Source organism: Streptomyces sp. NBC_01298, from assembly GCF_035978755.1.
In the GTDB taxonomy this organism is placed as follows: Bacteria; Actinomycetota; Actinomycetes; order Streptomycetales; family Streptomycetaceae; genus Streptomyces.
In genome coordinates this window covers 7,123,835-7,143,946 of record NZ_CP108414.1, presented here as the reverse complement: position 1 = coordinate 7,143,946, position 20,112 = coordinate 7,123,835, and the positions used below count along the sequence as shown (strand labels likewise).

Here is a 20,112-nt window from a genome sequence, read left to right as displayed (position 1 = left end):
CACCACGGCACCATCCGCACCGCCATTCTGATTCCGCCTACTTCGACACCTGCCAGGAGCAGCCACCATGACCAGCAGCACCGGCCCCTTCATCGCCGCGATCGACCAGGGCACCACCTCTTCCCGCTGCATCGTCTTCGACCGTGACGGACGGATCGTCTCGGTCGACCAGAAGGAGCACGCGCAGATCCTCCCGCAGCCGGGCTGGGTCGAGCACGACTCCGCCGAGATCTGGACCAACGTCCAGGAGGTCGTCGCCGGAGCCCTGTCCAAGGGCGACATCGACCCGGCCGAGGTCAAGGCCGTGGGCATCACCAACCAGCGCGAGACCACCGTCCTGTGGGACCGCCACACCGGCGAGCCGGTCCACAACGCGCTGGTCTGGCAGGACACCCGCACCGACTCCCTGTGCAAGGAGCTCGGCCGCAACGTCGGCCAGGACCGCTTCCGCCGCGAGACGGGCCTGCCGCTGGCGAGCTACTTCGCCGGCCCGAAGATCCGCTGGCTGCTCGACAACGTCGAGGGCCTGCGCGAGCGCGCCGAGGCCGGGGACATCCTCTTCGGCACCATGGACTCCTGGGTCATCTGGAACCTGACCGGCGGCACCGAGGGCGGCGTGCACGTCACCGACGTCACCAACGCCTCGCGCACCATGCTGTTCAACCTGCACACCATGGCCTGGGACGAGCGCATCGCCGAGTCCATGGAGGTGCCGCTCAACGTCCTCCCGGAGATCAAGTCCTCCGCCGAGGTCTACGGCCACGTCAAGGAGGGCGTCCTCGCGGGCGTCCCGGTCGCCTCGGCGCTCGGTGACCAGCAGGCCGCGCTGTTCGGCCAGACCTGTTTCGCCGAGGGCGAGGCGAAGTCCACGTACGGCACCGGAACGTTCATGCTGATGAACACCGGCGACAAGATCATCAACTCCTACAGCGGCCTGCTGACCACGGTCGGCTACCAGATCGGCGACCAGAAGCCGGTCTACGCGCTGGAGGGCTCCATCGCCGTCACCGGCTCGCTCGTCCAGTGGATGCGCGACCAGATGGGCATGATCAAGACCGCGGCCGAGATCGAGACCCTGGCCTCCTCCGTCGAGGACAACGGCGGCGCGTACTTCGTGCCCGCCTTCTCCGGCCTGTTCGCCCCGTACTGGCGCTCCGACGCCCGCGGTGTGATCGCCGGCCTCACCCGGTACGTCACCAAGGCGCACATCGCCCGTGCCGTCCTGGAGGCCACCGCCTGGCAGACCCGCGAGATCACCGACGCCATGACCAAGGACTCGGGCGTCGAGCTCGCCGCCCTCAAGGTCGACGGCGGCATGACCTCCAACAACCTGCTGATGCAGACGCTCTCCGACTTCGTGGACGCCCCCGTGGTGCGCCCGATGGTCGCCGAGACCACCTGCCTCGGCGCCGCCTACGCCGCCGGCCTGGCCGTCGGCTTCTGGCCGGACACCGACGCCCTGCGCGCCAACTGGCGCCGCGCGGCGGAGTGGACCCCGCGGATGCCCGCCGAGCAGCGGGAGCGCGAGTACAAGAGCTGGCTCAAGGCCGTGGAGCGGTCCATGGGCTGGGTCGACGACGAAGACGCCAGCTGACCGCAGACAGCTCCGGCGCAATTCGACGAGCAAGTAGGAGTCAAGGGATATGAGCAGCCTGCAGAGCGTTCCCACCCTGGGGACGCACCCGACCGCCGGTTCGAACGCGAGCCGCGCCGAGACCCGTGAGCAGCTGGCGAAGGCCACGTACGACCTGCTGGTCATCGGCGGTGGGATCCTGGGCACCTCGGTGGCCTGGCACGCCGCGCAGTCGGGTCTGCGGGTCGCGATGGTGGACGCCGGCGACTTCGCCGGCGCCACCTCCTCGGCCTCTTCCAAGCTCGTCCACGGCGGCCTGCGCTACCTGCAGACCGGTTCGGTCAAGCTGGTCGCGGAGAACCACCACGAGCGCCGGGTGCTGGCGAAGGACGTGGCCCCGCACCTGGTCAACCCGCTCACCTTCTACCTCCCGGTGTACAAGGGCGGTCCGGTGGGCGCGGCGAAGCTGGGCGCGGGCGTGTTCGCGTACTCGGCGCTCTCCGCGTTCGGCGACGGCATGGGCAAGATCATTTCTCCGGCCCGTGCCGCCGCCGACAACCCCGGTCTCAAGACGGACGACCTCAAGGCCGTCGCGGTCTACTACGACCACCAGATGAACGACTCGCGCGTCGCCGTGATGACGGTCCGCGCGGCCGTGGAGTCGGGCGCGGTGGTCCTGAACCACGCCGAGGTCACCGGGCTGCGCATGACGCGCGGCCGGGTCTCGGGCGCCGAGCTCAAGGACCGCCTGGACGGCACCGAGTTCGGGGTGGACGCCCGCGTCGTGCTGAACGCCACCGGCCCGTGGGTGGACCACCTGCGGCGCATGGAGGACAAGCACTCCATGCCGTCCATCCGCCTCTCCAAGGGCGCGCACATCGTGATGAAGCGCAAGTCGCCGTGGAAGGCCGCCATGGCCACCCCGATCGACAAGTACCGCATCACCTTCGCCCTGCCGTGGGAGGACCAGCTGCTGCTGGGCACCACGGACGAGGCGTACGAGGGCGACCCGGCGGACGTGCGCGCCACCGAGGGCGACATCCAGCAGATCCTGGACGAGGCGGCCTTCTCGGTGAAGGACGCCGATCTGGACCGCTCGCTGATGACGTACGCCTTCGCGGGCCTGCGCGTGCTGCCCGGCGGCCCGGGCGGGGTGGAGAAGGCCAAGCGCGAGACGGTCGTCTCCGAGGGCGCGGGCGGCATGCTGTCGGTGGCCGGCGGCAAGTGGACCACGTACCGGCACATCGGCCGCGTGGTCATGGACAAGCTGGCCAAGCTCCCGGGCAGCCCGCTGACCGAGGACATGGAGCCGGTGAAGTCCCTCGTACGACGGATCGCGCTGCCCGGTGTCGCCAACCCGAACGCGGTGGCGCACCGGCTGCTCGTGGACCGCGAGCCGGGCTCCCGGATGGACCCGCTGACCGCACGCCACCTGGCCTCGCACTACGGCTCGCTCGCCTTCGACATCGCGCGCCTCGCGAACGAGGACCCGGCGCTGGCCGAGCGGATCCACCCGGACGGGCCGGAGATCTGGGCGCAGGTCGCCTACGCCCGGGACAACGAGTGGGCCGAGACGGCGGACGACGTGCTGCGCCGCCGTACGACGGTGACGATCCGCGGTCTGGACAGCGCGGAAGTGCGCGGCCGGGTCGAGGAGATGCTGGCCCGCAAGGCATAGCCGGTGGCGTGAATGGGCAGAGGGGCGGTTCCAGGGGGAACCGCCCCTCTGTCGTGGGCTGTGGCCGGTGCCTCATCAAGGCTTAGGCTGACCCACGTACACAAGGGAACTTCGGAAGGAGACCTGGGTGATCGAGCTTGAGGGCGTGCCCGAGCTGATCGACCCGGTCATGGTGGCCGCGTTCGAGGGCTGGAACGACGCGGGTGACGCGGCTTCCGGCGCGGTCGCACACCTGGACCGGGAGTGGAAGGGCGAGGTCTTCGCGGCTCTGGACGCCGAGGACTACTACGACTTCCAGGTCAACCGGCCGACGGTGTGGCTGGACAACGGGGTGCGGAAGATCACCTGGCCGACGACCCGGCTGTCGGTGGTCCGCATCGGCGGGACCAAGCCGCGCGACCTCGTGCTGGTGCGGGGCATCGAGCCGTCCATGCGGTGGCGTTCGTTCTGCAACGAGATCCTGGGCTTCGCCCACGAGCTGGGCGTGGAGATGGTCGTCATCCTGGGGGCGCTGCTGGGCGACACCCCGCACACCCGGCCGGTGCCGGTCAGCGGGGTGACCTCGGACGCGGATCTGGCGCGGACGATGGACCTGGAGGAGACCAAGTACGAGGGCCCGACCGGGATCGTGGGCATCCTCCAGGAGGCCTGCACCCATGCCGGGGTGCCGGCGGTGTCCCTGTGGGCGGCGGTGCCGCACTACGTGTCGCAGCCGCCGAACCCGAAGGCGACCCTCGCGCTGCTCAACCGGCTGGAGGATCTGATCGACATCCGGATCCCGCTGGGCGAACTCCCCGAGGACGCGCGGGCGTGGCAGCTGGGCGTGGACCAACTGGCGGCGGAGGACTCCGAGGTGGCGGAGTACGTCCAGACGCTGGAGGAGGCGCGGGACACCGCGGATCTGCCGGAGGCTTCGGGCGATGCCATTGCCCGGGAGTTCGAGCGGTACCTGCGGCGGCGGGATCCTTCCGCGGGTGCGGAGTCGGGTGACGGGTCGTATCTGCGGGACACCTCGGGTGGTCTGCCGCGGCCGCCGAAGCGGAAGCCGGAGCCGTCCGGGTCCGGGGACGAGCCCCCGGCCCCCCCGGCGGTCGCGCCGGACGAGGACGAGGCGCCTCCGGAGGCGTAGCCCGTGCGAAAGGGCGGGGCAGGGGGTTCTTCTCCCCGCCCCGCCCTTTCGCCATCCCCCAGACTCCGTCCGGGGGGACCCCCAGCCGGGGCTCCGCCCCGGCCCCCGCTCCTCAAACGCCGGAGGGGCTGGAATTGCCTGACGGCAATTCCAGCCCCTCCAGAGGGTGCTTACAGGGCCACGCCCAGCAGGGCGTCGACCGTGCGCGAGACCAGCCCGGGGGCCGACTCGTCGTCGCCGTCGGTGGCGATCTGGCGCTCGACCCAGCGGTCCACCACCGCGAGGGCGGCAGGGGCGTTCAGGTCGTCGGAGAGGGCGCCCCGGACCTCCTCGACCAGGTCGTCCGCCGGGATGCCGTCGGGGCGGGAGACGGCCGCGCGCCAGCGCTCCAGGCGGGCCACCGCCTCGGCGAGGACCTCGTCGGTCCACTCCCAGTCCGCGCGGTAGTGGTGCGAGAGCAGGGCCAGGCGGATCGCCGCCGGGTCCACTCCGGCGCGGCGCAGGGCCGATACGAAGACCAGGTTGCCCTTGGACTTCGACATCTTCTCGCCGTGCAGCGCGACCATCCCGGCGTGTACGTACGCCTTGGCCATCGGGAACTCGCCCGTCAGCACCTGGGCGTGCGAGGCGCCCATCTCGTGGTGCGGGAAGGCGAGGTCGGAGCCGCCGCCCTGGATGTCGAAGGTCATGCCCAGGTGGTCCAGGGCGATGGCCACGCACTCGATGTGCCAGCCGGGCCGGCCGCGGCCCAGCGAGCCGCCGTCCCAGCTCGGCTCGCCCGGGCGGGCCGCCATCCACAGCATCGGGTCGAGCGGGTTCTTCTTGCCCGCCCGGTCCGGGTCGCCGCCGCGCTCGGCCGAGAGCAGCCGCATCGCCTCGGCGTCCAGGTTGGACACCTTGCCGAAGTTCGGGTCGGACTCCACCGAGAAGTAGACGTCGCCGTCCAGCTCGTAGGCGGCGCCCGCGTCCCGCAGCCGCTCGACCAGCGGCACGATGCCGGGTATGGCCTCGACGGCGCCGATGTAGTGCTGCGGGGGCAGCATCCGCAGGGCGGTCATGTCCTCGCGGAAGAGAGCGGTCTCGCGTTCGGCGAGCTCGGTCCAGTCCTGGTTGTCGCGCAGGGCCCGCTCCAGCAGTGGATCGTCGACGTCCGTCACGTTCTGGACGTAGACGACCTGCCGCTTGGTGTCGAGCCACACGCGCTGCACGAGGTCGAACGCGTTGTAGGTCGCCGCGTGACCGATGTGCGTCGCGTCGTACGGGGTGATTCCGCAGACGTAGATACGGGCGACGGGACCGGGGGCGAGGGTGATCGTCCCTTGGGTCGCGGTGTCGTGGATCTGGAGGTCGCGGCCCTTGCCAGGAAGGGCGGGGACCTCAGAAGCGGGCCAGGCATGCATGACTCGAGACTAACCGGACGGGTGTTCCGAAAACTAACCGGACCTGCACTGTTGTCTTGATCGGCGCTCTTGCGCCATGGCCGGTTCTATGCGTGCGGGCCCGTACGGGCCGCTGCCCGCTCAGAGCGGGCAGCGGGCCGCTCAGACGGGCGGCCAGGGGATTGCGGGCCACTGCCCCGAGGGCTGCGGATGCTTCCCGGTGCGCAGCAGCAGGGCCACGCGGGCCCGTACGGCGGCCAGCTCGGCGGCGGTGACCAGTTCGGCCAGTCGGGTGGCGAGGGGCTCTCCGGCGGCCAGTGCGGCCGCCAGGTCGGTCAGGACGGATGCCGCTTCCTCCGTCAGCGGGTCCCCCGCCCAGCCCCAGAGCAGGGTGCGCAGTTTGTCCTCGGTGTGGAAGGTCACTCCGTGGTCGATGCCGTAGAGCCGTCCGTCGGGAGCGGGCAGCAGGTGGCCGCCCTTGCGGTCGCCGTTGTTGATCACGGCGTCGAGGACGGACATCCGGCGCAGCCGCTCGTCGTCGGCGTGCACGAGGAGCGCGGTGCGGCCCTCGCCCACCTCGGCGAAGGCGACGGGCTTCCAGCCCTCCCCCGCCTCCTCGCCGTCCACGAGCGCGAGGAGCTCGGCCTCCGGGGACTCCCCCGTCTCGATCCACTGCTGGACCATGCCCTCGCCGTACGGTCCGTCGCGCAGCACGGTCGGGGGCACCAGCCCCCAGCCGGTGGCCTCGGAGACCAGGTACGCGGCGACCTCGCGCTGGGCGAGGTTGCCGTCGGGGAAGTCCCACAGCGGACGCTCGCCCTTGACCGGTTTGTACACGCAGTCGGTGCTCGCGCCCCCGTGGGTGACGGTGCACAGCAGGACGGCGTTGGACGCCTCCCGGATCTGGCCGACGACGGTGAGTTCCCCGTGGGCCAGCAGCTCCTCCACCTCCCCCGTGGCGTTCACGCCTGGCGCCGGTAGCCGTTCTGGCGCGGGCAGACGTGCCCTTCGGGGTCCAGCGGGAGGCTGCACAGCGGGCACGGCGGCCGGCCCGCGTTGACCACGTCCAGGGCCCGCTTGGTGAAGGCCCGGGCCTGGGCGCCGGTGAGGCGCACGCGCAGCATCGGCGGCCCGTTCTCCTCGTCCTGTAGGAGCCGCTCCTCCGCCTCGGCGAGATCCTCCTCCGAGTCGGCGTCGAGTTCCACCAGGGCCTGCGCCTCGACGATCATGCGCTGGTCCTCGCCGTCCCAGGCCAGGGCCATGGTGCCGACGCGGAACTCCTCCTCGACGGGGACGTCGAGGGGCGCGGTGTCGGTCGCCTCGGCGGGGGCCACGGCGGGGACGGGGGCGTTGCCCCCGGTGCGCCGTACGACCTCGTCCAGCAGTTCTTCCATCCGCTCCGCGAGCGCCGCCACCTGGGTCTTCTCCAGGGAGACGGAGGTGACGCGGGGGCCGGTGGAGGCCTGCAGGAAGAACGTACGGCGTCCAGGCAGGCCGACCGTGCCGGCCACGAAACGGTCCGGTGGGTCGTAGAGGAACACCTGACGGGGCACGTCCAGTCTCCAAGCATCCGGGGGTTCCCCCAGACGGAGTCCGGGGGAAGCAGGGGCAGGGCTGCGCCCATGGGTTGGCCCGTCCACCCTACTGCGCCGTTCGATCACACCGCGCCCGCACCACCCCCTACGACCGCCTCGCCGCCCGCTTCCGTGTCGGCCGGGGCCGCCGCGGCGTCCGGCGAGGGGGTCTCGCGGGGTGCGAAGGAGGCGAAGTCGCCGGTGTCGCCGAGCCGGAGCAGGAAGGGCCGGGTCGGCGTGTAGCGGATCGCGGTGACCGAGCAGGGGTCGACGTGGATCCGCTGGAAGAGGTCCAGGTGCATGCCGAGGGCGTCCGCGACAAGGGACTTGATGATGTCGCCGTGCGAGCACATCAGGAACACGGCGTCGGAGCCGTGCTCCTCCTCGATCCGCGCGTTCCAGTCGCGGACCGCGTCCACGGCGCGGGCCTGCATGGCGCGCATCGACTCGCCGCCGGGGAAGGCGGCGGCCGAGGGGTGCTGCTGGACGATGCGCATCAGCGGTTCTTCGGACAGTTCGGAGAGTTTGCGGCCCGACCAGTCGCCGTAGTGGCACTCGCCGATCCGCTCGTCGGTGTGCAGCGGGAGACCGGGCCGGGCCGCCAGCAGCGGGGCCAGGGTCTCGGCGCACCGCTCCAGCGGGCTGGTGACGGCGGCGGCGAGGGGCACGGCGGCGAGCCGCCCGGGCAGCGCGGCGGCCTGTGCGGCTCCGTGCTCGTCGAGGGTCACCCCCGGAGTCCATCCGGCGAGCAGCCCTGCGGTGTTGGCGGTGGACCGCCCGTGTCGTACGAGGATCAGCGTGGCCATGGCAGAAGGGTAAGCGGTGGCGCCGGTGTGCGGTCGGGGCCCGGGCGGGGAACAATGCGCGAGTGATTGTGGACTGCGCCATGTACCGAGAGGGCCGCCGCTCCGAGGCGCCCGACGACTTCTCCGACGCCCTCGACGAGGCGCGGGCCACCGGCGACGCCTTCCTCTGGGTGGGCATGTACGAGCCGACGGAGAAGGAGTTCGAGCACGTCAGCCAGGAGTTCGGGCTGCACCCGCTGGCGGTGGAGGACGCGCTGACCGCGCACCAGCGGCCGAAGATGGAGGTCTACGACGATTCGCTCTTCGTGGTCCTGAAGCCGGTGATGTACGACGACACGTCGGACACGGTGAGCACGGGCGAGCTGATGGTGTTCATCGGCGACTCCTTCGTGGTCACGGTCCGGCACGGCGAGGGGGCCGCGCTGGCCGCCGTACGGCGTCGGCTGGAGCAGGATCCCGAGGTGCTGGGGCACGGGCCGACGGCGGTGCTGTACGCGGTCTCGGACGCGGTGGTCGACCACTACATCGAGGTCGCGGCCGAGCTCCAGGCTGATCTGGAGGAGCTGGAGGCGGAGGTCTTCTCGCCGAATCCCGCGGACAGCAAGAACACCGCCGCCCGGATCTACGGGTTCAAGCGGCAGGTCCTGGAGTTCCGCCGGGCCACGAGCCCGCTGCTGGCGCCGATGGACCGGCTCGCCTTCGGGGACGTGCCCTTCGTGCACGAGCACGCCCAGCCCTTCTTCCGGGACGTCGCGGACCACCTGACGAAGGCGAACGAGTACGTCGAGGGCCTGGACCGGCTGCTCTCGGACGCGCTGGCCGCGCACCTGGCGCAGATGGGCGTCCGGCAGAACGACGACATGCGCAAGATCTCGGCCTGGGCGGCCATGGCGGCGGTCCCGACGATGGTGGCGGGGATCTACGGGATGAACTTCGAGCACATGCCGGAGCTCAAGCACCGCTGGGGCTATCCGCTGGTGGTCCTGGTGATGGTGGCCATGTGTCTGGGCCTGCACCGGATGTTCAAGCGCCGCGGCTGGCTGTAGGCGGGCCGCGGGCCGGTGCTGTCCTAGGCCGTCTCTTTCGGATCTTGTCGGCCGAGCTCGTGGCGTGTGGTGCCGTGCCTGGGCGTGCTGTCGGGGCGCTCGCGTGCTGGGTGTACGTGGTCGCCTCGGCAGTGCGGCCAGGCGCGGTGCCAGGCGTCGCGGGCCCGGCAAGATCCGAAAGAGACGGCCTAGTAGTGCTTCGTTACGTCGGGTGATCTCGCCTGGTGGTGGGCATCTTCCGGTTATGAGGCTTGGGGAGGTGGAACGACTCCGAGGTGAGTTGGCGGAGTTCGTTGCCGATGTGTTCGCTTCGCTTCCGCGGCGGGATCAGCGCAGGTGGGGCGGGTGTTATCTGCGGGGTTTGATGCTGGACGGGCGGCGTAAGTCGATCCAGCCGATGGCCGAGCGATTGCCGGACGGGAACATGCAGGCCCTGCAACAGTTCGTGAATCAGTCGCCGTGGGATCCGCTGCCGGTGCGGCAGCGGATCGCCGAACGGCTGACGGAGGCTGTCCGGCCTGAGGTGTGGGTGGTCGACGACGTGTCCTTCCCCAAGTGCGGGACGGCATCCGTGGGGGTGGCCCGACATACTGCGGCGCGTTGGGCAAGACGGCCAACTGCCAGGTCGCGGTCAGCGTCCACGCGGCAACCGACCTCGCGTCCTGCCCGTTGGAGTGGGAGTTGTTCCTGCCGGAGGACTGGGCGGCGGACGAGGGCCGGCGGCGCAGGGCCGGGGTGCCCGACGAGATCGGGCACGTGTCGAAGACCCGTCTGGCTCTGGGCCTGCTCGACCGCCTCGCCACCTGGTTGCCGCGGGTGCCGGTGATCGTGGCCGATGCCGGCTACGGCCGCAGCGTCACATTCCGGCTCGCGCTGGAAGAACGCGGCTGGTCCTACGTGATGGCGGTCGATCCCAAAGAGGTCGCACGGCCCGCCGCAGCCGAGCCGTTCCGGCCGGCTTACGGCGGGCTGGGGCCGCCCACGCTGCCCCGCTACCGCGATGCGGCCCAGTCCCTGCAGAGTTTCATCGATCCCGGCACCTGTTTCCAGGACATCACCTGGCGCCAGGGCAGCAAGAGTGCGATGACCTCGCGTTTCGCTGTCCTGGAAGTGCGTCCGTCGGGCAAGGAAGCCTGCCGGACCGCCCAGGAACAGGCCGGTGGACGCAGCCAGTGGAACGGGGTCCTGCCGCTGCGAACCCTGCTGGTCGAACAGCCCGCAGGAGCGGACGAGCCGACCGGCTACTGGATGACCAACCTGCCCGCCACTACCCCGATCGCCGACCTGGTGCGGTGGGCGAAGATGCGCTGGCGGATCGAACACGACTACCGCGAACTCAAGCACGGCCTGGGCCTGGACCACTTCGAAGGCCGGACCTGGCGCCGTTGGCACCACCACGTCACCCTCGTCACCGCCGCACAGGCCTTCCTCACCCTCAGGCGGCTCGACCCAAAAGCACCCACGCCGGCCTGACCCTCTACCAGGTCCTGGACGTGCTCCAGAACCTGCTGAGGTGCTGGACCGGCACCTGCACCACCTGCGGCCGCCCCCTGACCGCCAGCAGATCCAGAACCTAACGAAGCACTACTAGGCGAACTCGGGCGCCGAGGTCGGCTTCCCGCCCAGGGGGTCGGTCCGCTCCGGCGGGCTCAGGTCGACCATCCGGTGCCAGCCGCTGAAGCGCTCGTACGCGTACGTCCCGCGGATCCCGGCGGCCAGCGCGGCCGCCTTCGGCGCGGGCCAGGCCAGCAGCCGCCCCATGTGACCCATGACCGCGAGGCTCACGTCGCGGTAGACGGTGATCTCGGCGAGCGCGCACTCGCGCAGCACCCGGTGGATGGTGCGGCCGTGGCCGGCGCGGGCGAGGCGGAGCAGTTCCTCGTGGCAGTAGGCCAGGTGGTTGTCCTCGTCCGCGCCGATCATGCGGATGGCCTTGCCGAGTTCGGGATCGTCCCCGAAGTACCGGACGAGCATGATCATCTGGTCGGCGGCGCGCTGTTCGGTGACCCGGCTGTGCGCGAGGTAGACGACGATGTCCTCCTCGCTCAGGTCCCGCTCGCCGCGCAGCTTCTCGTGGCTCAGACCGATGCCGCGCCGCTCCAGCAGCATCGTGTAGTCGGTCTCCGGCGGGACGGGCACCGGGGGCAGGCCGCGCTTGCGCAGCAGCGCGTTGAAGATCCGGCCGTGTTTGTCCTCGTCGGCGCCGTGCCGGGTGATCTTGGGTGCGAGGTCGCGCATGGAGTCGGGCACCAGGGCCGCGATCCGGGCGTTCTCCCAGCCGCCCTGGGACTCGCCGCCGGCGGCGATGGAGCAGAACAGCTGGAAGGAGTCGTCGTGGTCGACGATCTCCCGGAACAGGCTGCGCGCAGAGAGCATGAGTCGAGTCAAGGGCCGATTCGCGGGCCGGGCAACCGGGTGCGGCGTACGGCTCGGCCGAATGAACGACTGCGACCGGCGGCTCCGGGGGCGTAACCCCGCGGCCGCCCCGCGCGTTGTTGGCTGTGTCGGCCGTGGCGGGGAAGACCCCCCGAGCCCCCACCACGGCCGCAGACCTTTCCTTCTCCTTCTTCACGCCGCCCTCGCACGATCCCCCGGACTCCGTCCGGCGGCCGGTCAAGCCTTGGCGGCCGGATCAGGCGAGTCCCGCACGTTCCATGGCCTCGACGCCGGCCCGCAGCGCCGCGGTCCGCTCCTCCAGGGTGAAGCCGGCCGGGGCGAGCGTCAGGGTGGTGACCCCGGCCTCCGCGTAGGCCCGCATCCCGTCGGCGATCCGCTCGACCGGGCCCAGCAGGGTGGTGGAGTCGATCAGCGAGTGCGGGATCGCGGCGGCCGCGCCCTGCTTGTCGCCGGCCAGGTACTTGTCCTGGATCTCGGCGGCTTCCTTCTCGTAGCCCATGCGCTGGGCCAGCTGGTTGTAGAAGTTCTGCTTGCGGCTGCCCATGCCGCCCACGTACAGGGCGGTGTACGGGCGGAACATGTCCGCGAGCCCGGCCACGTCGTCACCGAGCGCCAGCGGCACGGTCGGGCAGACGTCGAAGCCGTCCATCGTCAGCCCGGCCTTCTCGCGGCCCGCCCGGATGTGGGTGAGGGCCGTGGCCTCCAGGTGCTCGGCGGCCGGGAAGATCAGCAGGGCGCCGTCGGCGATCTCGCCGGTCTGCTCCAGGTTCTTCGGGCCGATCGCGGCGATGTAGAGCGGGATGTGCTCGCGCTCGGGGTGCACGGTCAGCTTGAGCGGCTTGCCGGGCCCGCCGGGCAGCGGCAGGGTCCAGTGCTCGCCCTCGTAGGACAGCCGCTCCCGCGTCATCGCCTTGCGGACGATCTCCACGTACTCGCGGGTCCGCGCGAGCGGCTTGTCGAACTTCACCCCGTACCAGCCCTCGGAGACCTGCGGTCCGGAGACGCCGAGGCCGAGGCGGAAGCGGCCCTTGGTGAGGGAGTCGAGGGTGGCGGCCGTCATGGCCGTCATGGCGGGCTGGCGGGCCGGGATCTGCAGGATGGCCGAGCCGACGTCGATGCGCTCGGTCTGGGCGGCGACCCAGGCCAGCACGGTGGGAGCGTCGGAGCCGTAGGCCTCCGCGGCCCAGCAGACGTCGTAGCCGAGGCGGTCGGCCTCCTGCGCGACGGCCAGGTTGTCGGCGTCCATGCCAGCGCCCCAGTAGCCGAGATTGATGCCGAGCCGCATAAGTCGTCCCCTTACCGGTTTACCGATCAGTAACGTAGGTCTGCGGGGACTGTAGCGCGCCCGGCCGTCCCGCGTCAGTGCGGCAGTAGTCTCAGCCCTCATGGAGCAGAGGCATCTCGGCCGCACCGGACTGCGCGTCTCCCGGATCGGTCTCGGCACACTGACCTGGGGCCGGTCGGCGGACGGACCGGACGAGGCGGAAGCGGCCGCGCAGTTGAAGACGTTCTGGAACGCGGGCGGCACGCTCGTGGACACCGCGGACGTGTACGGGGGCGGTGAGGCGGAGTACCTCCTCGGGCAGTTGATCGGTTCCGTCGTCCCGCGGCGGGATCTGGTGATCGCGACGAAGGCCGGCGGGGTGGCGGATCCGGACCGCCGCTTCGACGCCTCGCGCGGCCACCTGCTCGCCGCGCTGGACGATTCCCTGGCCCGTCTGGACACGGACTACGTCGACCTCTGGCAGGTCCACGCCTTCGACCCCTGGACCCCGCTGGAGGAGACCCTCCAAGCGCTGGACATCGCCGTGAGCAGCGGCCGGGCCCGGTACGCGGGCGTGTCGAACTTCAGCGGCTGGCAGCTCGCGAAGGCCGCGACCTGGCAGCTCGCGGCGCCGGGCGTACGGACCCGGCTGGCATCGACGCAGATGGAGTACTCCCTGCTCCAGCGCGGCGTGGAACGGGAGGTGGTCCCGGCCGCGCTGGACCTGGGCCTGTCCCTGCTCCCCTCCTCCCCCCTCGGCCGGGGCGTCCTGACGGGCAAGTACCGGGCGGGCACCCCGGCGGACTCCCGGGGCGCCTCGGAGACCCTGGCGGCGTTCGTGGACCCCTACCTGGACGAGGCGGCGAGCCGGATCGTGGACGCGGTGGCGACGGCCGCGCACGGCCTCGCGGTGACCCCGCTCCAGGTGTCCCTGGCGTGGGTACGGGACCGCCCCGGGGTGGCCGCGCCGATCGTCGGGGCGCGCACGTCGGCGCAGCTCGGGGCGGCCCTGTCGGTGGAGGCCCTTAGTCTTCCGGAGGAGATCCGCCAAGCGCTGGACGACGTCTCGGCGCCCGTCCACCGCTACCCCGATCAGGACTGGAGCACCTTGTGAGCCACCCCGCTGCCGCGGAAGAACCGGCCACCCCGGCGGCCGCCGCCGAACCGGAAGCGGAACCCGCACCCCGGGAGCCCGCCGTGCCGGCTGCCGCCGAGGACAGTGGTACGGCCGACGCTCCACTTGCCACCGCCGACGGGGATGCGGCCGAGGCTGCCGAAGGGGGCGCGACTCGCGGGGCCGAAGCCGCCCCCGATCCGACGGCGGACGACCCCGACGGAGCCGGTCCCGGGGAGCCCGGGGCGGAGCCCGCGGCCCCGGAGGGCGGCGCCGGCGGAGCCGGGAGCGACGGGGGCGCCGCCGGCTCCGCCGAGGATGCCGCCGTGGCGGACGGCTCCGGCGGAGCCGGGGTTCCGGACGGGGGGCCGGGGGCAGAGCCCCGCCACACGGCGGAACCGCATATCGGCGCTGCGGGAAGGGCCGAGGTGGGGGAAAGCCCCGCAGAGCCCGGCACGGGTGACGCGGCGGCGGGCGCGGAAGCAGACGCGGACGCCGAGCCGGAGGCGGGCGCGGAAGCAGAGACGGACGCCGAGCCGGAGACGGAAGCGGGCGCCGAGGCGGACGCGGCCGGCGCGGCCGGCGGGGACGGCCCTGCGGGTGAGGCCGCCGAGGCCAAGCCCCAGCTCAGCGAAGCCGCCGCGGAACTGGCCGCCCAGAAGATCGAGCGGGAGCGCATCGCCCGTCGCAAGGCGGAGCGCGAGGCCCCCGTGGAGGCCGGCGCCAAGCTCAGCGGCACGGCCGCCGACCTGCTGGCCGCCGTACGGGCCGTGGAGAGCGGCGCCAAGCCCCCCGCCCGGTTCGACGCGCCGGCGCCGCAGCGGACCGTCCCGGCGCCCGCGCCGGAGCGCACCCCGGCCACGGCCCCGGCGCCGGCATCCGCCCCCTCGCCCACGCCGGCCGCGCCGCCCACCCCGGCCGCCGCGCCCGCACCCGCCTCGCCCGACGCCCTCCGGGCCGTCCGCGAGGTTCTGGTCCGGGGCGGAGCCCCCGAGGCCCTGGCCCCGCAGACCACCGCCGCCCTCGGCGAGGACGCCGCCGCGCAGCTCGCCGAGTCGCCCTGGCGGCTGCTGGCCGTCGCCGGGGTCCGGCCGACGCAGGCCGACGGGTTCGCCCGCGCCCTGCTCGGCGCCGAGGCGACCGGCCCCGGTGACGAGCGGCGCGCCGCCGCCCTGGTGGGCTGGCTGCTGGCGCAGGCCGCCGCCAAGGGCCACACGGTGCTGGAGGCCCCCACCCTGGAGTCGGCCCTCGCCCAGTACGGCGTACCCGACCCCGCGGAAGCCCTGGAGGCGGCCGTCGGCGAAGGCGCCGCGCTGGCCTTCGAAGAGCCGGTGGGTCCGCCCGTGGGTGAGGACGAAGAGCAGCCCGTACGCATTCTGGTGGGCCTGGAGGGCTCCGCCATGGCCGAGGAGAGCCTCGCCGAGGGCCTGGCCCGGATCGCCAACGCCTTCACGGACCCCGCCGACTGGGACAAGGCCGCCACCGGCCCCGGCGCCGAACTGGTCCGCGCCGCCGCCGGGCACGGCCTGGTCACCCACACCGGCGGCGAGGCCGCCCGCGCCGAGCCCCGCGCCCTGCTGGCGGCCGCCCGGGAGTTCGGCCTGCGGGTCTGCCTGGCCGCGCACGCACCCGCCGAGGGGGCCGTCACCGTGGCGGGCCTGCTGGCCGGGGCCGAGGGCCCTGGCCGGGACGCGGACGGGCAGTTCGCGCTGGACCTGCTGATCGTGCTGGACGCCCCGCAGCTGGACGTGGAGACGGCCGCCGCGCTGGTGGAGTCCGTCCCCGACGGGGCCCGCCTGGTCCTGTCCGGCGATCCGGCCGTGCTCGGCTCCGCGGGCCCCGGCCGGGTCTTCGCCGATGTGCTCGCGGCCCGTGCCTGCCCGCAGCTCGTCTCCCGGATCCCGGACCCGGGCCCGATCGGCGAGCTGGTCTCGGGGATCGGCGTCGGGGAGCTGTACCAGGTCAACGCGCCCGGCAAGGAGGTCGTCATCGTCCCGGTCCGCGACGCCGGGGAGGCGGTGCACCGCACCGTGCAGCTGGTCGCCGAGTCGGTTCCCCGCGCCTTCGGCATCCCGGCGGAGGCCGTCCAGGTGATCACCCCGGGCCACGGCGGCCCGGCGGGCACCCGCGCGCTCAACGCGGCCCTCAAGGAGCGGCTGAACCCGGGCCCCGGCCGGTTCCTCGGCTTCGACCCCGGCGACCGGGTGGTCCATGTGCCCTCCGCCGGGCGGGCCTTGCCGGCCCGGGTGGTGTCGGCCGACGCGCAGGGGCTGCACCTGGCCGAAGCCGCGGGCGCGCGGATCGTCGTACCGAAGGAGCGGGTGGAGTCGCAGGTGCGGCACGGCTGGGCCGTGACGGCGCACCAGGCCGTCGGCTCGCGCTGGCCGGCGGCGGTCGTGGTCCTGCCCGGGGACGCGGCTCAGGCCCTGTCCCGGGACTGGGTGTACACGGCCTTCGGGCGGGCCGAGCGGCACCTCTCGGTGGTGCACGGGGTGGACCAGGCCCTGCCGCGCGCGGTCGCGGAGGTCCCGGCGAAGCCCCGTACGACCCGGCTGACGGCTCTGCTGCGGGGCCTCGTCGCCTCGGCCTCGGAGGCGGCACCGGAGTCGGCGCGGTCCGAGTGACGGACGCACCGCGGCCCCCGTCCCGGGTGGGACGGGGGCCGCGGTGCGTTGCGTACGGGGCATAGCGCGGGGAGGATTCGGACCGCGGCCGGACCGGGATCAGGCCGGGGTCAGACCCCGCTCGGCCGGCGAGCCGTCCCCGGCCTCCTCGTCGCCCTCACCCTCGTCCTCCTCGTCGAAGACCGAGCTGACGTCGAACCGGTGCATGACGTCCTGCGGATCGATGTGCCCGAAGGGCGAACCGAGCCACTCCCCCGGTTCGGCGACCTCCTCAGAAGCGGCGATCCACAGGGTGGAATCGCCCTCCTCCAGTCCGAAGTCCTTCGCGCGGGAGGCGATTTCGTCGGGCTCGTACTCGCCGAAGAGGACGCCCAGCGCGTCGGCGGTGCCGCCGTCGTGGTCGAGTTCGGCCTCGCGGTCGTGCGCGACGACGCGTTCGGCCTGGGCGATCAGGCGCGCCGGTTCGACGACGGCGTAGTCACGGCGGATGAGCACACTGAAGGCGGCGGGTTCGGCGGGGCCGGTGTACGGGAGCCCGTCCTCCGGAGTGGGGATCTCGAACGGCGTGACCTCGTCGTAGCGGTCATAGAGGAGTTCGTCGTACTCCTCGGAGGCGGCGGCGAGTTCGTTGAACGCGGCGTAGACGTCCGGATCATCGTCCCCGATCCTGCTCTCGACCGCGGCGAGGTGACGGTCGAGCGCGGCCTTGACCGCCTCGGCGGCGGCGCGTACCTCGGCAACAGTGGGCAGAGCGGCATCAGACATAGTGCAGACGCTATCCGTAGAGGGGCTCTCACGGCACAATAGATGCGATGCCGGAATACGAATTTGTCGACTTGTACGTGCCCCGTGGGGTTCCACGTCAGGAAACGACCCGCCTGCTGACCGAACACGCCGAGTACGGGCACTGGGAGCTCGACCGGCTGACCCTGCTCCGGGACGGCAGTCGCCGCGTGCGACTGCGCCGCCGGATCATCCGTCAGGTCCGCGCGACCTGGTGACAAGGGCCGGAAAACCCGACGGCCCCGGAGCGCTGGAACGCACTCCGGGGCCGCGTACTTCAGATGCGTCAGGCGTTGACGCAGGTGTTGCCGAAAGCCGGGTTCAGCAGGCCGATCACGGAGATCGTGTTACCGCAGACGTTCACGGGAACGTGGACCGGAACCTGGACGACGTTGCCGGACAGGACACCGGGCGAACCGATGGCCGCACCCTGGGCACCAGCGTCGGCGACAGCCAGACCCGCACCCGCGAGAACCAGACCACCGGTGACAGCCGCAGCGGCGGCAACCTTCTTGAACATTGTTCCTCCTAGTAGGCAAGCGCGGTCCCAGCCGCGGACCGCACCACCTGTAACGAGGAGGGATCACCGGGGCTACGAGCGTATGAGCGCATTCACTCTTCTCAGTGGTTTCCGCACACCTTCCCGATTCCCGGGCGTTAGCTACGCCCAACCCCGGCCGACACCCGGCCGGCACCCGTCCGGCGCCCGCCTCAGGACTCGTCGATGAACCGGTCGAGCACCCGCACGCCGAACTTCAGACCCTCCACCGGCACCCGCTCGTCCACGCCGTGGAACATCCCGGCGAAGTCCAGCTCCGGCGGGAGCTGGAGCGGAGCGAAGCCGAAGCAGCGGATGCCGAGGTCGTCGAAGGACTTGGCGTCCGTACCGCCGGAGAGCATGTACGGGACCGCGCGGGCGATCGGGTCGTGCGCCTTCAGGGCGGTCTGCATGGCGTCCACGAGCTTGCCGTCGAAGCCCGTCTCCAGCGCCTTGTCCGCGTGGACGTCCTCGCGCTTCACGCGCGGCCCGAGGATCCGGTCGAGGTCGGCGAAGAACTCCTCCTCGTAGCCCGGCAGGAAACGGCCGTCCACGTGGGCGGTGGCCTGGCCGGGGATGACGTTGACCTTGTAACCGGCGCCGAGCATCGTCGGGGCGGCGGAGTTGCGCAGGGTCGCGCCGACCATCTTGGCGATGCCGCCGAGCTTGACGAGCGTGGCGTCCATGTCGTCCGGGTCGAGCGGGGTGCCCAGGGCGTCCGAGAGCTCGTCCAGGAAGTGCCGGACGGTCTTGGTGACCCGTACCGGCCAGGTGTGGCGGCCCAGCCGCCCGACGGCCTCGCAGAGCTCGGTGATGGCGTTGTCGTTGTTGGTCATCGACCCGTGGCCGGCGGTGCCCTCCACCGTCAGGCGCATCCAGTGCATGCCCTTCTGGGCGGTCTCCACCAGGTACAGCCGCAGGTTCTCGTTCACGGTGAAGGAGAAGCCGCCGACCTCGCCGATCGCCTCCGTCACCCCCTCGAAGAGCCCGGGGTGCTTGTCGACGAGGTACCGGGCTCCGTAGGTGCCGCCCGCCTCCTCGTCGGCGAGGAAGGCCAGCACGATGTCGCGCGGGGGCTTGCGGCCGCTGCGCATGCGGTCGCGCACGACGGCCAGCGTCATCGCGTCCATGTCCTTCATGTCGACCGCGCCGCGGCCCCAGACGCAGCCGTCGGCGATCTCGCCCGCGAAGGGGTCGTAGGTCCAGTCGGCGGCGTTGGCCGGGACCACGTCGGTGTGCCCGTGGATCAGCAGCGCCGGCCGCGAGGGGTCCTCGCCCTCGATCCGCGCCACGGTCGAGGCGCGCCCCTTGTGCGATTCGAAGATCTGCGGCTCCAGCCCGACCTCGGCGAGCTGCTCGGCGACCCACTCGGCCGCCTTGCGCTCGCCGGGTCCCGAGTGGTCCCCGTAGTTGCTGGTGTCGATCCGGATGAGGTCCCGGCAGAGGTCGACGACCTCGTCCTCGCCGGAGACGGTCCTGCCCGCGCCCGATTCGCTCACGCTGCTTCCTCCCACTGATCAGTTCCGAACTGCCTCCATCCTCGCCCCCCGGGCCGCTTCCCCCAAGGGCGATCCCCGGCCGCAGGGGGGTGTGATCGAGGACCCCGGAATGTTTGGTAATGTTTTCCACGTCGGAACGGCCCGCGAGGGACGCGAGACAGACACCTTGTCCGGGTGGCGGAATGGCAGACGCGCTAGCTTGAGGTGCTAGTGCCCTTTATCGGGCGTGGGGGTTCAAGTCCCCCCTCGGACACCAAGCGAAAACCCCACTTCACGTGGGGTTTTTTGCGTTTGACGGTAGCTTCGGCGCGGAGCGTCCCGGTGGGTGGTTCGGGATATTCTGTCCTGGTGAACGAGAACCTTCCCCCTTGTCCGAAATGTTCCTGCGCGTACACCTACGAGATGAACGCGCTCGTGGTGTGCCCCGAGTGCGGGCACGAGTGGGTGCCCGCCGAGAGTGCCGCCGAGGGCGGCGGGGACAGCGGTGAGCAGGTCGTGAAGGACGCCGTCGGGAACGTGCTGAGCGACGGCGACACCGTGACCGTCGTCAAGGCGCTCAAGGTCAAGGGCAGCCCCTCCGGGATCAAGGCCGGCACCAAGGTGCGCAACATCCGGCTCATCGACGGGGTCGACGGGCACGACATCGACTGCAAGATCGACGGCTTCGGAGCCATGCAGCTGAAGTCCAGCGTGGTCAAGAAGGCCTGA

At 71.9% G+C, this 20,112-nt stretch carries 17 protein-coding genes, 1 tRNA gene and 1 pseudogene; 10 read left to right on the top strand and 9 right to left on the bottom strand.

All coding sequences use genetic code 11. The features are described 5' to 3' along the window. Window positions 1–67 precede the first annotated feature (67 nt). The 3 genes from glpK to OG730_RS32445 all read left to right on the top strand — a co-directional run bounded on the left by glpK (window position 68) and on the right by OG730_RS32445 (window position 4,380). On the top strand, window positions 68–1,594 hold the full coding sequence (glpK, locus tag OG730_RS32455) for a glycerol kinase GlpK (RefSeq protein ID WP_327307560.1): 1,527 nt from the start codon (window positions 68–70) through the stop codon (window positions 1,592–1,594). A gap of 49 nt (window positions 1,595–1,643) precedes the next feature. Next, window positions 1,644–3,251: a glycerol-3-phosphate dehydrogenase/oxidase gene (locus OG730_RS32450; protein ID WP_327307559.1), complete on the top strand. Its 1,608-nt coding sequence runs from the start codon at window positions 1,644–1,646 to the stop codon at window positions 3,249–3,251. Between the two features lie 127 nt (window positions 3,252–3,378). Beyond that, window positions 3,379–4,380 (top strand): PAC2 family protein, encoded by a 1,002-nt coding sequence (locus tag OG730_RS32445; protein ID WP_327307558.1) that lies wholly within the window; start codon window positions 3,379–3,381, stop codon window positions 4,378–4,380. Between the two features lie 170 nt (window positions 4,381–4,550). Here OG730_RS32445 and mshC read toward each other — a convergent pair whose 3' ends face one another. The 4 genes from mshC to OG730_RS32425 all read right to left on the bottom strand — a co-directional run bounded on the left by mshC (window position 4,551) and on the right by OG730_RS32425 (window position 8,139). Beyond that, on the bottom strand, window positions 4,551–5,780 hold the full coding sequence (mshC, locus tag OG730_RS32440) for a cysteine--1-D-myo-inosityl 2-amino-2-deoxy-alpha-D-glucopyranoside ligase (RefSeq protein WP_327307557.1): 1,230 nt from the start codon (window positions 5,778–5,780) through the stop codon (window positions 4,551–4,553). A 141-nt stretch (window positions 5,781–5,921) separates the two neighbouring features. Beyond that, the gene (locus OG730_RS32435; RefSeq protein ID WP_327309520.1) at window positions 5,922–6,758 is read right to left on the bottom strand and encodes an SCO1664 family protein; all 837 of its coding nucleotides are present in this window, start codon (window positions 6,756–6,758) and stop codon (window positions 5,922–5,924) included. Further along, the gene (locus tag OG730_RS32430; protein WP_243333987.1) at window positions 6,722–7,312 is read right to left on the bottom strand and encodes a DUF3090 domain-containing protein; all 591 of its coding nucleotides are present in this window, start codon (window positions 7,310–7,312) and stop codon (window positions 6,722–6,724) included. The genes OG730_RS32435 and OG730_RS32430 overlap by 37 nt, the downstream gene beginning before the upstream one ends. 104 nt (window positions 7,313–7,416) lie before the next feature. Next, the gene (locus tag OG730_RS32425) at window positions 7,417–8,139 is read right to left on the bottom strand and encodes a histidine phosphatase family protein (protein ID WP_327307556.1); all 723 of its coding nucleotides are present in this window, start codon (window positions 8,137–8,139) and stop codon (window positions 7,417–7,419) included. Between the two features lie 62 nt (window positions 8,140–8,201). On the opposite strand from OG730_RS32425, the gene corA reads away from it, so the two are divergent. Both corA and OG730_RS32415 read left to right on the top strand, forming a co-directional pair. After that, complete coding sequence (gene corA, locus OG730_RS32420; protein ID WP_327307555.1) at window positions 8,202–9,185, top strand: magnesium/cobalt transporter CorA; 984 nt, start codon at window positions 8,202–8,204, stop codon at window positions 9,183–9,185. A 244-nt stretch (window positions 9,186–9,429) separates the two neighbouring features. Then, window positions 9,430–10,658: pseudogene (locus tag OG730_RS32415) on the top strand (IS701 family transposase). Between the two features lie 114 nt (window positions 10,659–10,772). Here OG730_RS32415 and OG730_RS32410 read toward each other — a convergent pair. After that, a complete protein-coding gene (locus OG730_RS32410; protein ID WP_327307554.1) occupies window positions 10,773–11,561 on the bottom strand; it encodes a ferritin-like domain-containing protein in 789 nt (262 codons plus the stop codon). A 256-nt stretch (window positions 11,562–11,817) separates the two neighbouring features. Beyond that, on the bottom strand, window positions 11,818–12,867 hold the full coding sequence (locus tag OG730_RS32405; RefSeq protein ID WP_327307553.1) for an LLM class F420-dependent oxidoreductase: 1,050 nt from the start codon (window positions 12,865–12,867) through the stop codon (window positions 11,818–11,820). A gap of 100 nt (window positions 12,868–12,967) precedes the next feature. On the opposite strand from OG730_RS32405, the gene OG730_RS32400 reads away from it, so the two are divergent. Both OG730_RS32400 and OG730_RS32395 read left to right on the top strand, forming a co-directional pair. Then, window positions 12,968–13,960, top strand: a complete 993-nt coding sequence (locus OG730_RS32400) for an aldo/keto reductase (protein WP_266876676.1) — start codon at window positions 12,968–12,970, stop codon at window positions 13,958–13,960. Window positions 13,961–14,388: 428 nt separating this feature from the next. Further along, complete coding sequence (locus OG730_RS32395; RefSeq protein ID WP_442815225.1) at window positions 14,389–16,584, top strand: helix-hairpin-helix domain-containing protein; 2,196 nt, start codon at window positions 14,389–14,391, stop codon at window positions 16,582–16,584. 99 nt (window positions 16,585–16,683) lie between these two features. Here OG730_RS32395 and OG730_RS32390 read toward each other — a convergent pair whose 3' ends face one another. Beyond that, window positions 16,684–17,349 (bottom strand): hypothetical protein, encoded by a 666-nt coding sequence (locus OG730_RS32390; protein WP_327307551.1) that lies wholly within the window; start codon window positions 17,347–17,349, stop codon window positions 16,684–16,686. A gap of 47 nt (window positions 17,350–17,396) precedes the next feature. On the opposite strand from OG730_RS32390, the gene OG730_RS32385 reads away from it, so the two are divergent. Continuing rightward, window positions 17,397–17,585 carry a DUF5703 family protein gene (locus OG730_RS32385; protein WP_243333977.1) on the top strand — a complete coding sequence of 63 codons (189 nt, stop codon included), beginning with the start codon at window positions 17,397–17,399 and terminating at the stop codon, window positions 17,583–17,585. A gap of 68 nt (window positions 17,586–17,653) precedes the next feature. On the opposite strand, the gene chpH is transcribed toward OG730_RS32385, so the two are convergent. Together chpH and OG730_RS32375 are read right to left on the bottom strand one after the other, a co-directional pair. After that, window positions 17,654–17,887 (bottom strand): chaplin ChpH, encoded by a 234-nt coding sequence (gene chpH, locus OG730_RS32380; RefSeq protein WP_243333973.1) that lies wholly within the window; start codon window positions 17,885–17,887, stop codon window positions 17,654–17,656. Window positions 17,888–18,078: 191 nt separating this feature from the next. Beyond that, window positions 18,079–19,404 (bottom strand): M20/M25/M40 family metallo-hydrolase, encoded by a 1,326-nt coding sequence (locus tag OG730_RS32375; RefSeq protein WP_327307550.1) that lies wholly within the window; start codon window positions 19,402–19,404, stop codon window positions 18,079–18,081. A gap of 168 nt (window positions 19,405–19,572) precedes the next feature. On the opposite strand from OG730_RS32375, the gene OG730_RS32370 reads away from it, so the two are divergent. Beyond that, a tRNA-Leu gene (locus OG730_RS32370) sits at window positions 19,573–19,660 on the top strand. Window positions 19,661–19,752: 92 nt separating this feature from the next. After that, window positions 19,753–20,112: a zinc ribbon domain-containing protein YjdM gene (locus OG730_RS32365; protein ID WP_327307549.1), complete on the top strand. Its 360-nt coding sequence runs from the start codon at window positions 19,753–19,755 to the stop codon at window positions 20,110–20,112.

Coding starts and splice junctions, on each gene's coding strand:
- OG730_RS32410 (WP_327307554.1), bottom strand. CDS start 11,561: ATGCTCTCTGCGCGCAGCCTGTTCCGGGAGATCGTCGACCACGACGAC.
- glpK (WP_327307560.1), top strand. CDS start 68: ATGACCAGCAGCACCGGCCCCTTCATCGCCGCGATCGACCAGGGCACC.
- chpH (WP_243333973.1), bottom strand. CDS start 17,887: ATGTTCAAGAAGGTTGCCGCCGCTGCGGCTGTCACCGGTGGTCTGGTT.
- OG730_RS32385 (WP_243333977.1), top strand. CDS start 17,397: ATGCCGGAATACGAATTTGTCGACTTGTACGTGCCCCGTGGGGTTCCA.
- OG730_RS32425 (WP_327307556.1), bottom strand. CDS start 8,139: ATGGCCACGCTGATCCTCGTACGACACGGGCGGTCCACCGCCAACACC.
- OG730_RS32390 (WP_327307551.1), bottom strand. CDS start 17,349: ATGTCTGATGCCGCTCTGCCCACTGTTGCCGAGGTACGCGCCGCCGCC.
- mshC (WP_327307557.1), bottom strand. CDS start 5,780: ATGCATGCCTGGCCCGCTTCTGAGGTCCCCGCCCTTCCTGGCAAGGGC.
- OG730_RS32450 (WP_327307559.1), top strand. CDS start 1,644: ATGAGCAGCCTGCAGAGCGTTCCCACCCTGGGGACGCACCCGACCGCC.
- OG730_RS32400 (WP_266876676.1), top strand. CDS start 12,968: ATGGAGCAGAGGCATCTCGGCCGCACCGGACTGCGCGTCTCCCGGATC.
- OG730_RS32405 (WP_327307553.1), bottom strand. CDS start 12,867: ATGCGGCTCGGCATCAATCTCGGCTACTGGGGCGCTGGCATGGACGCC.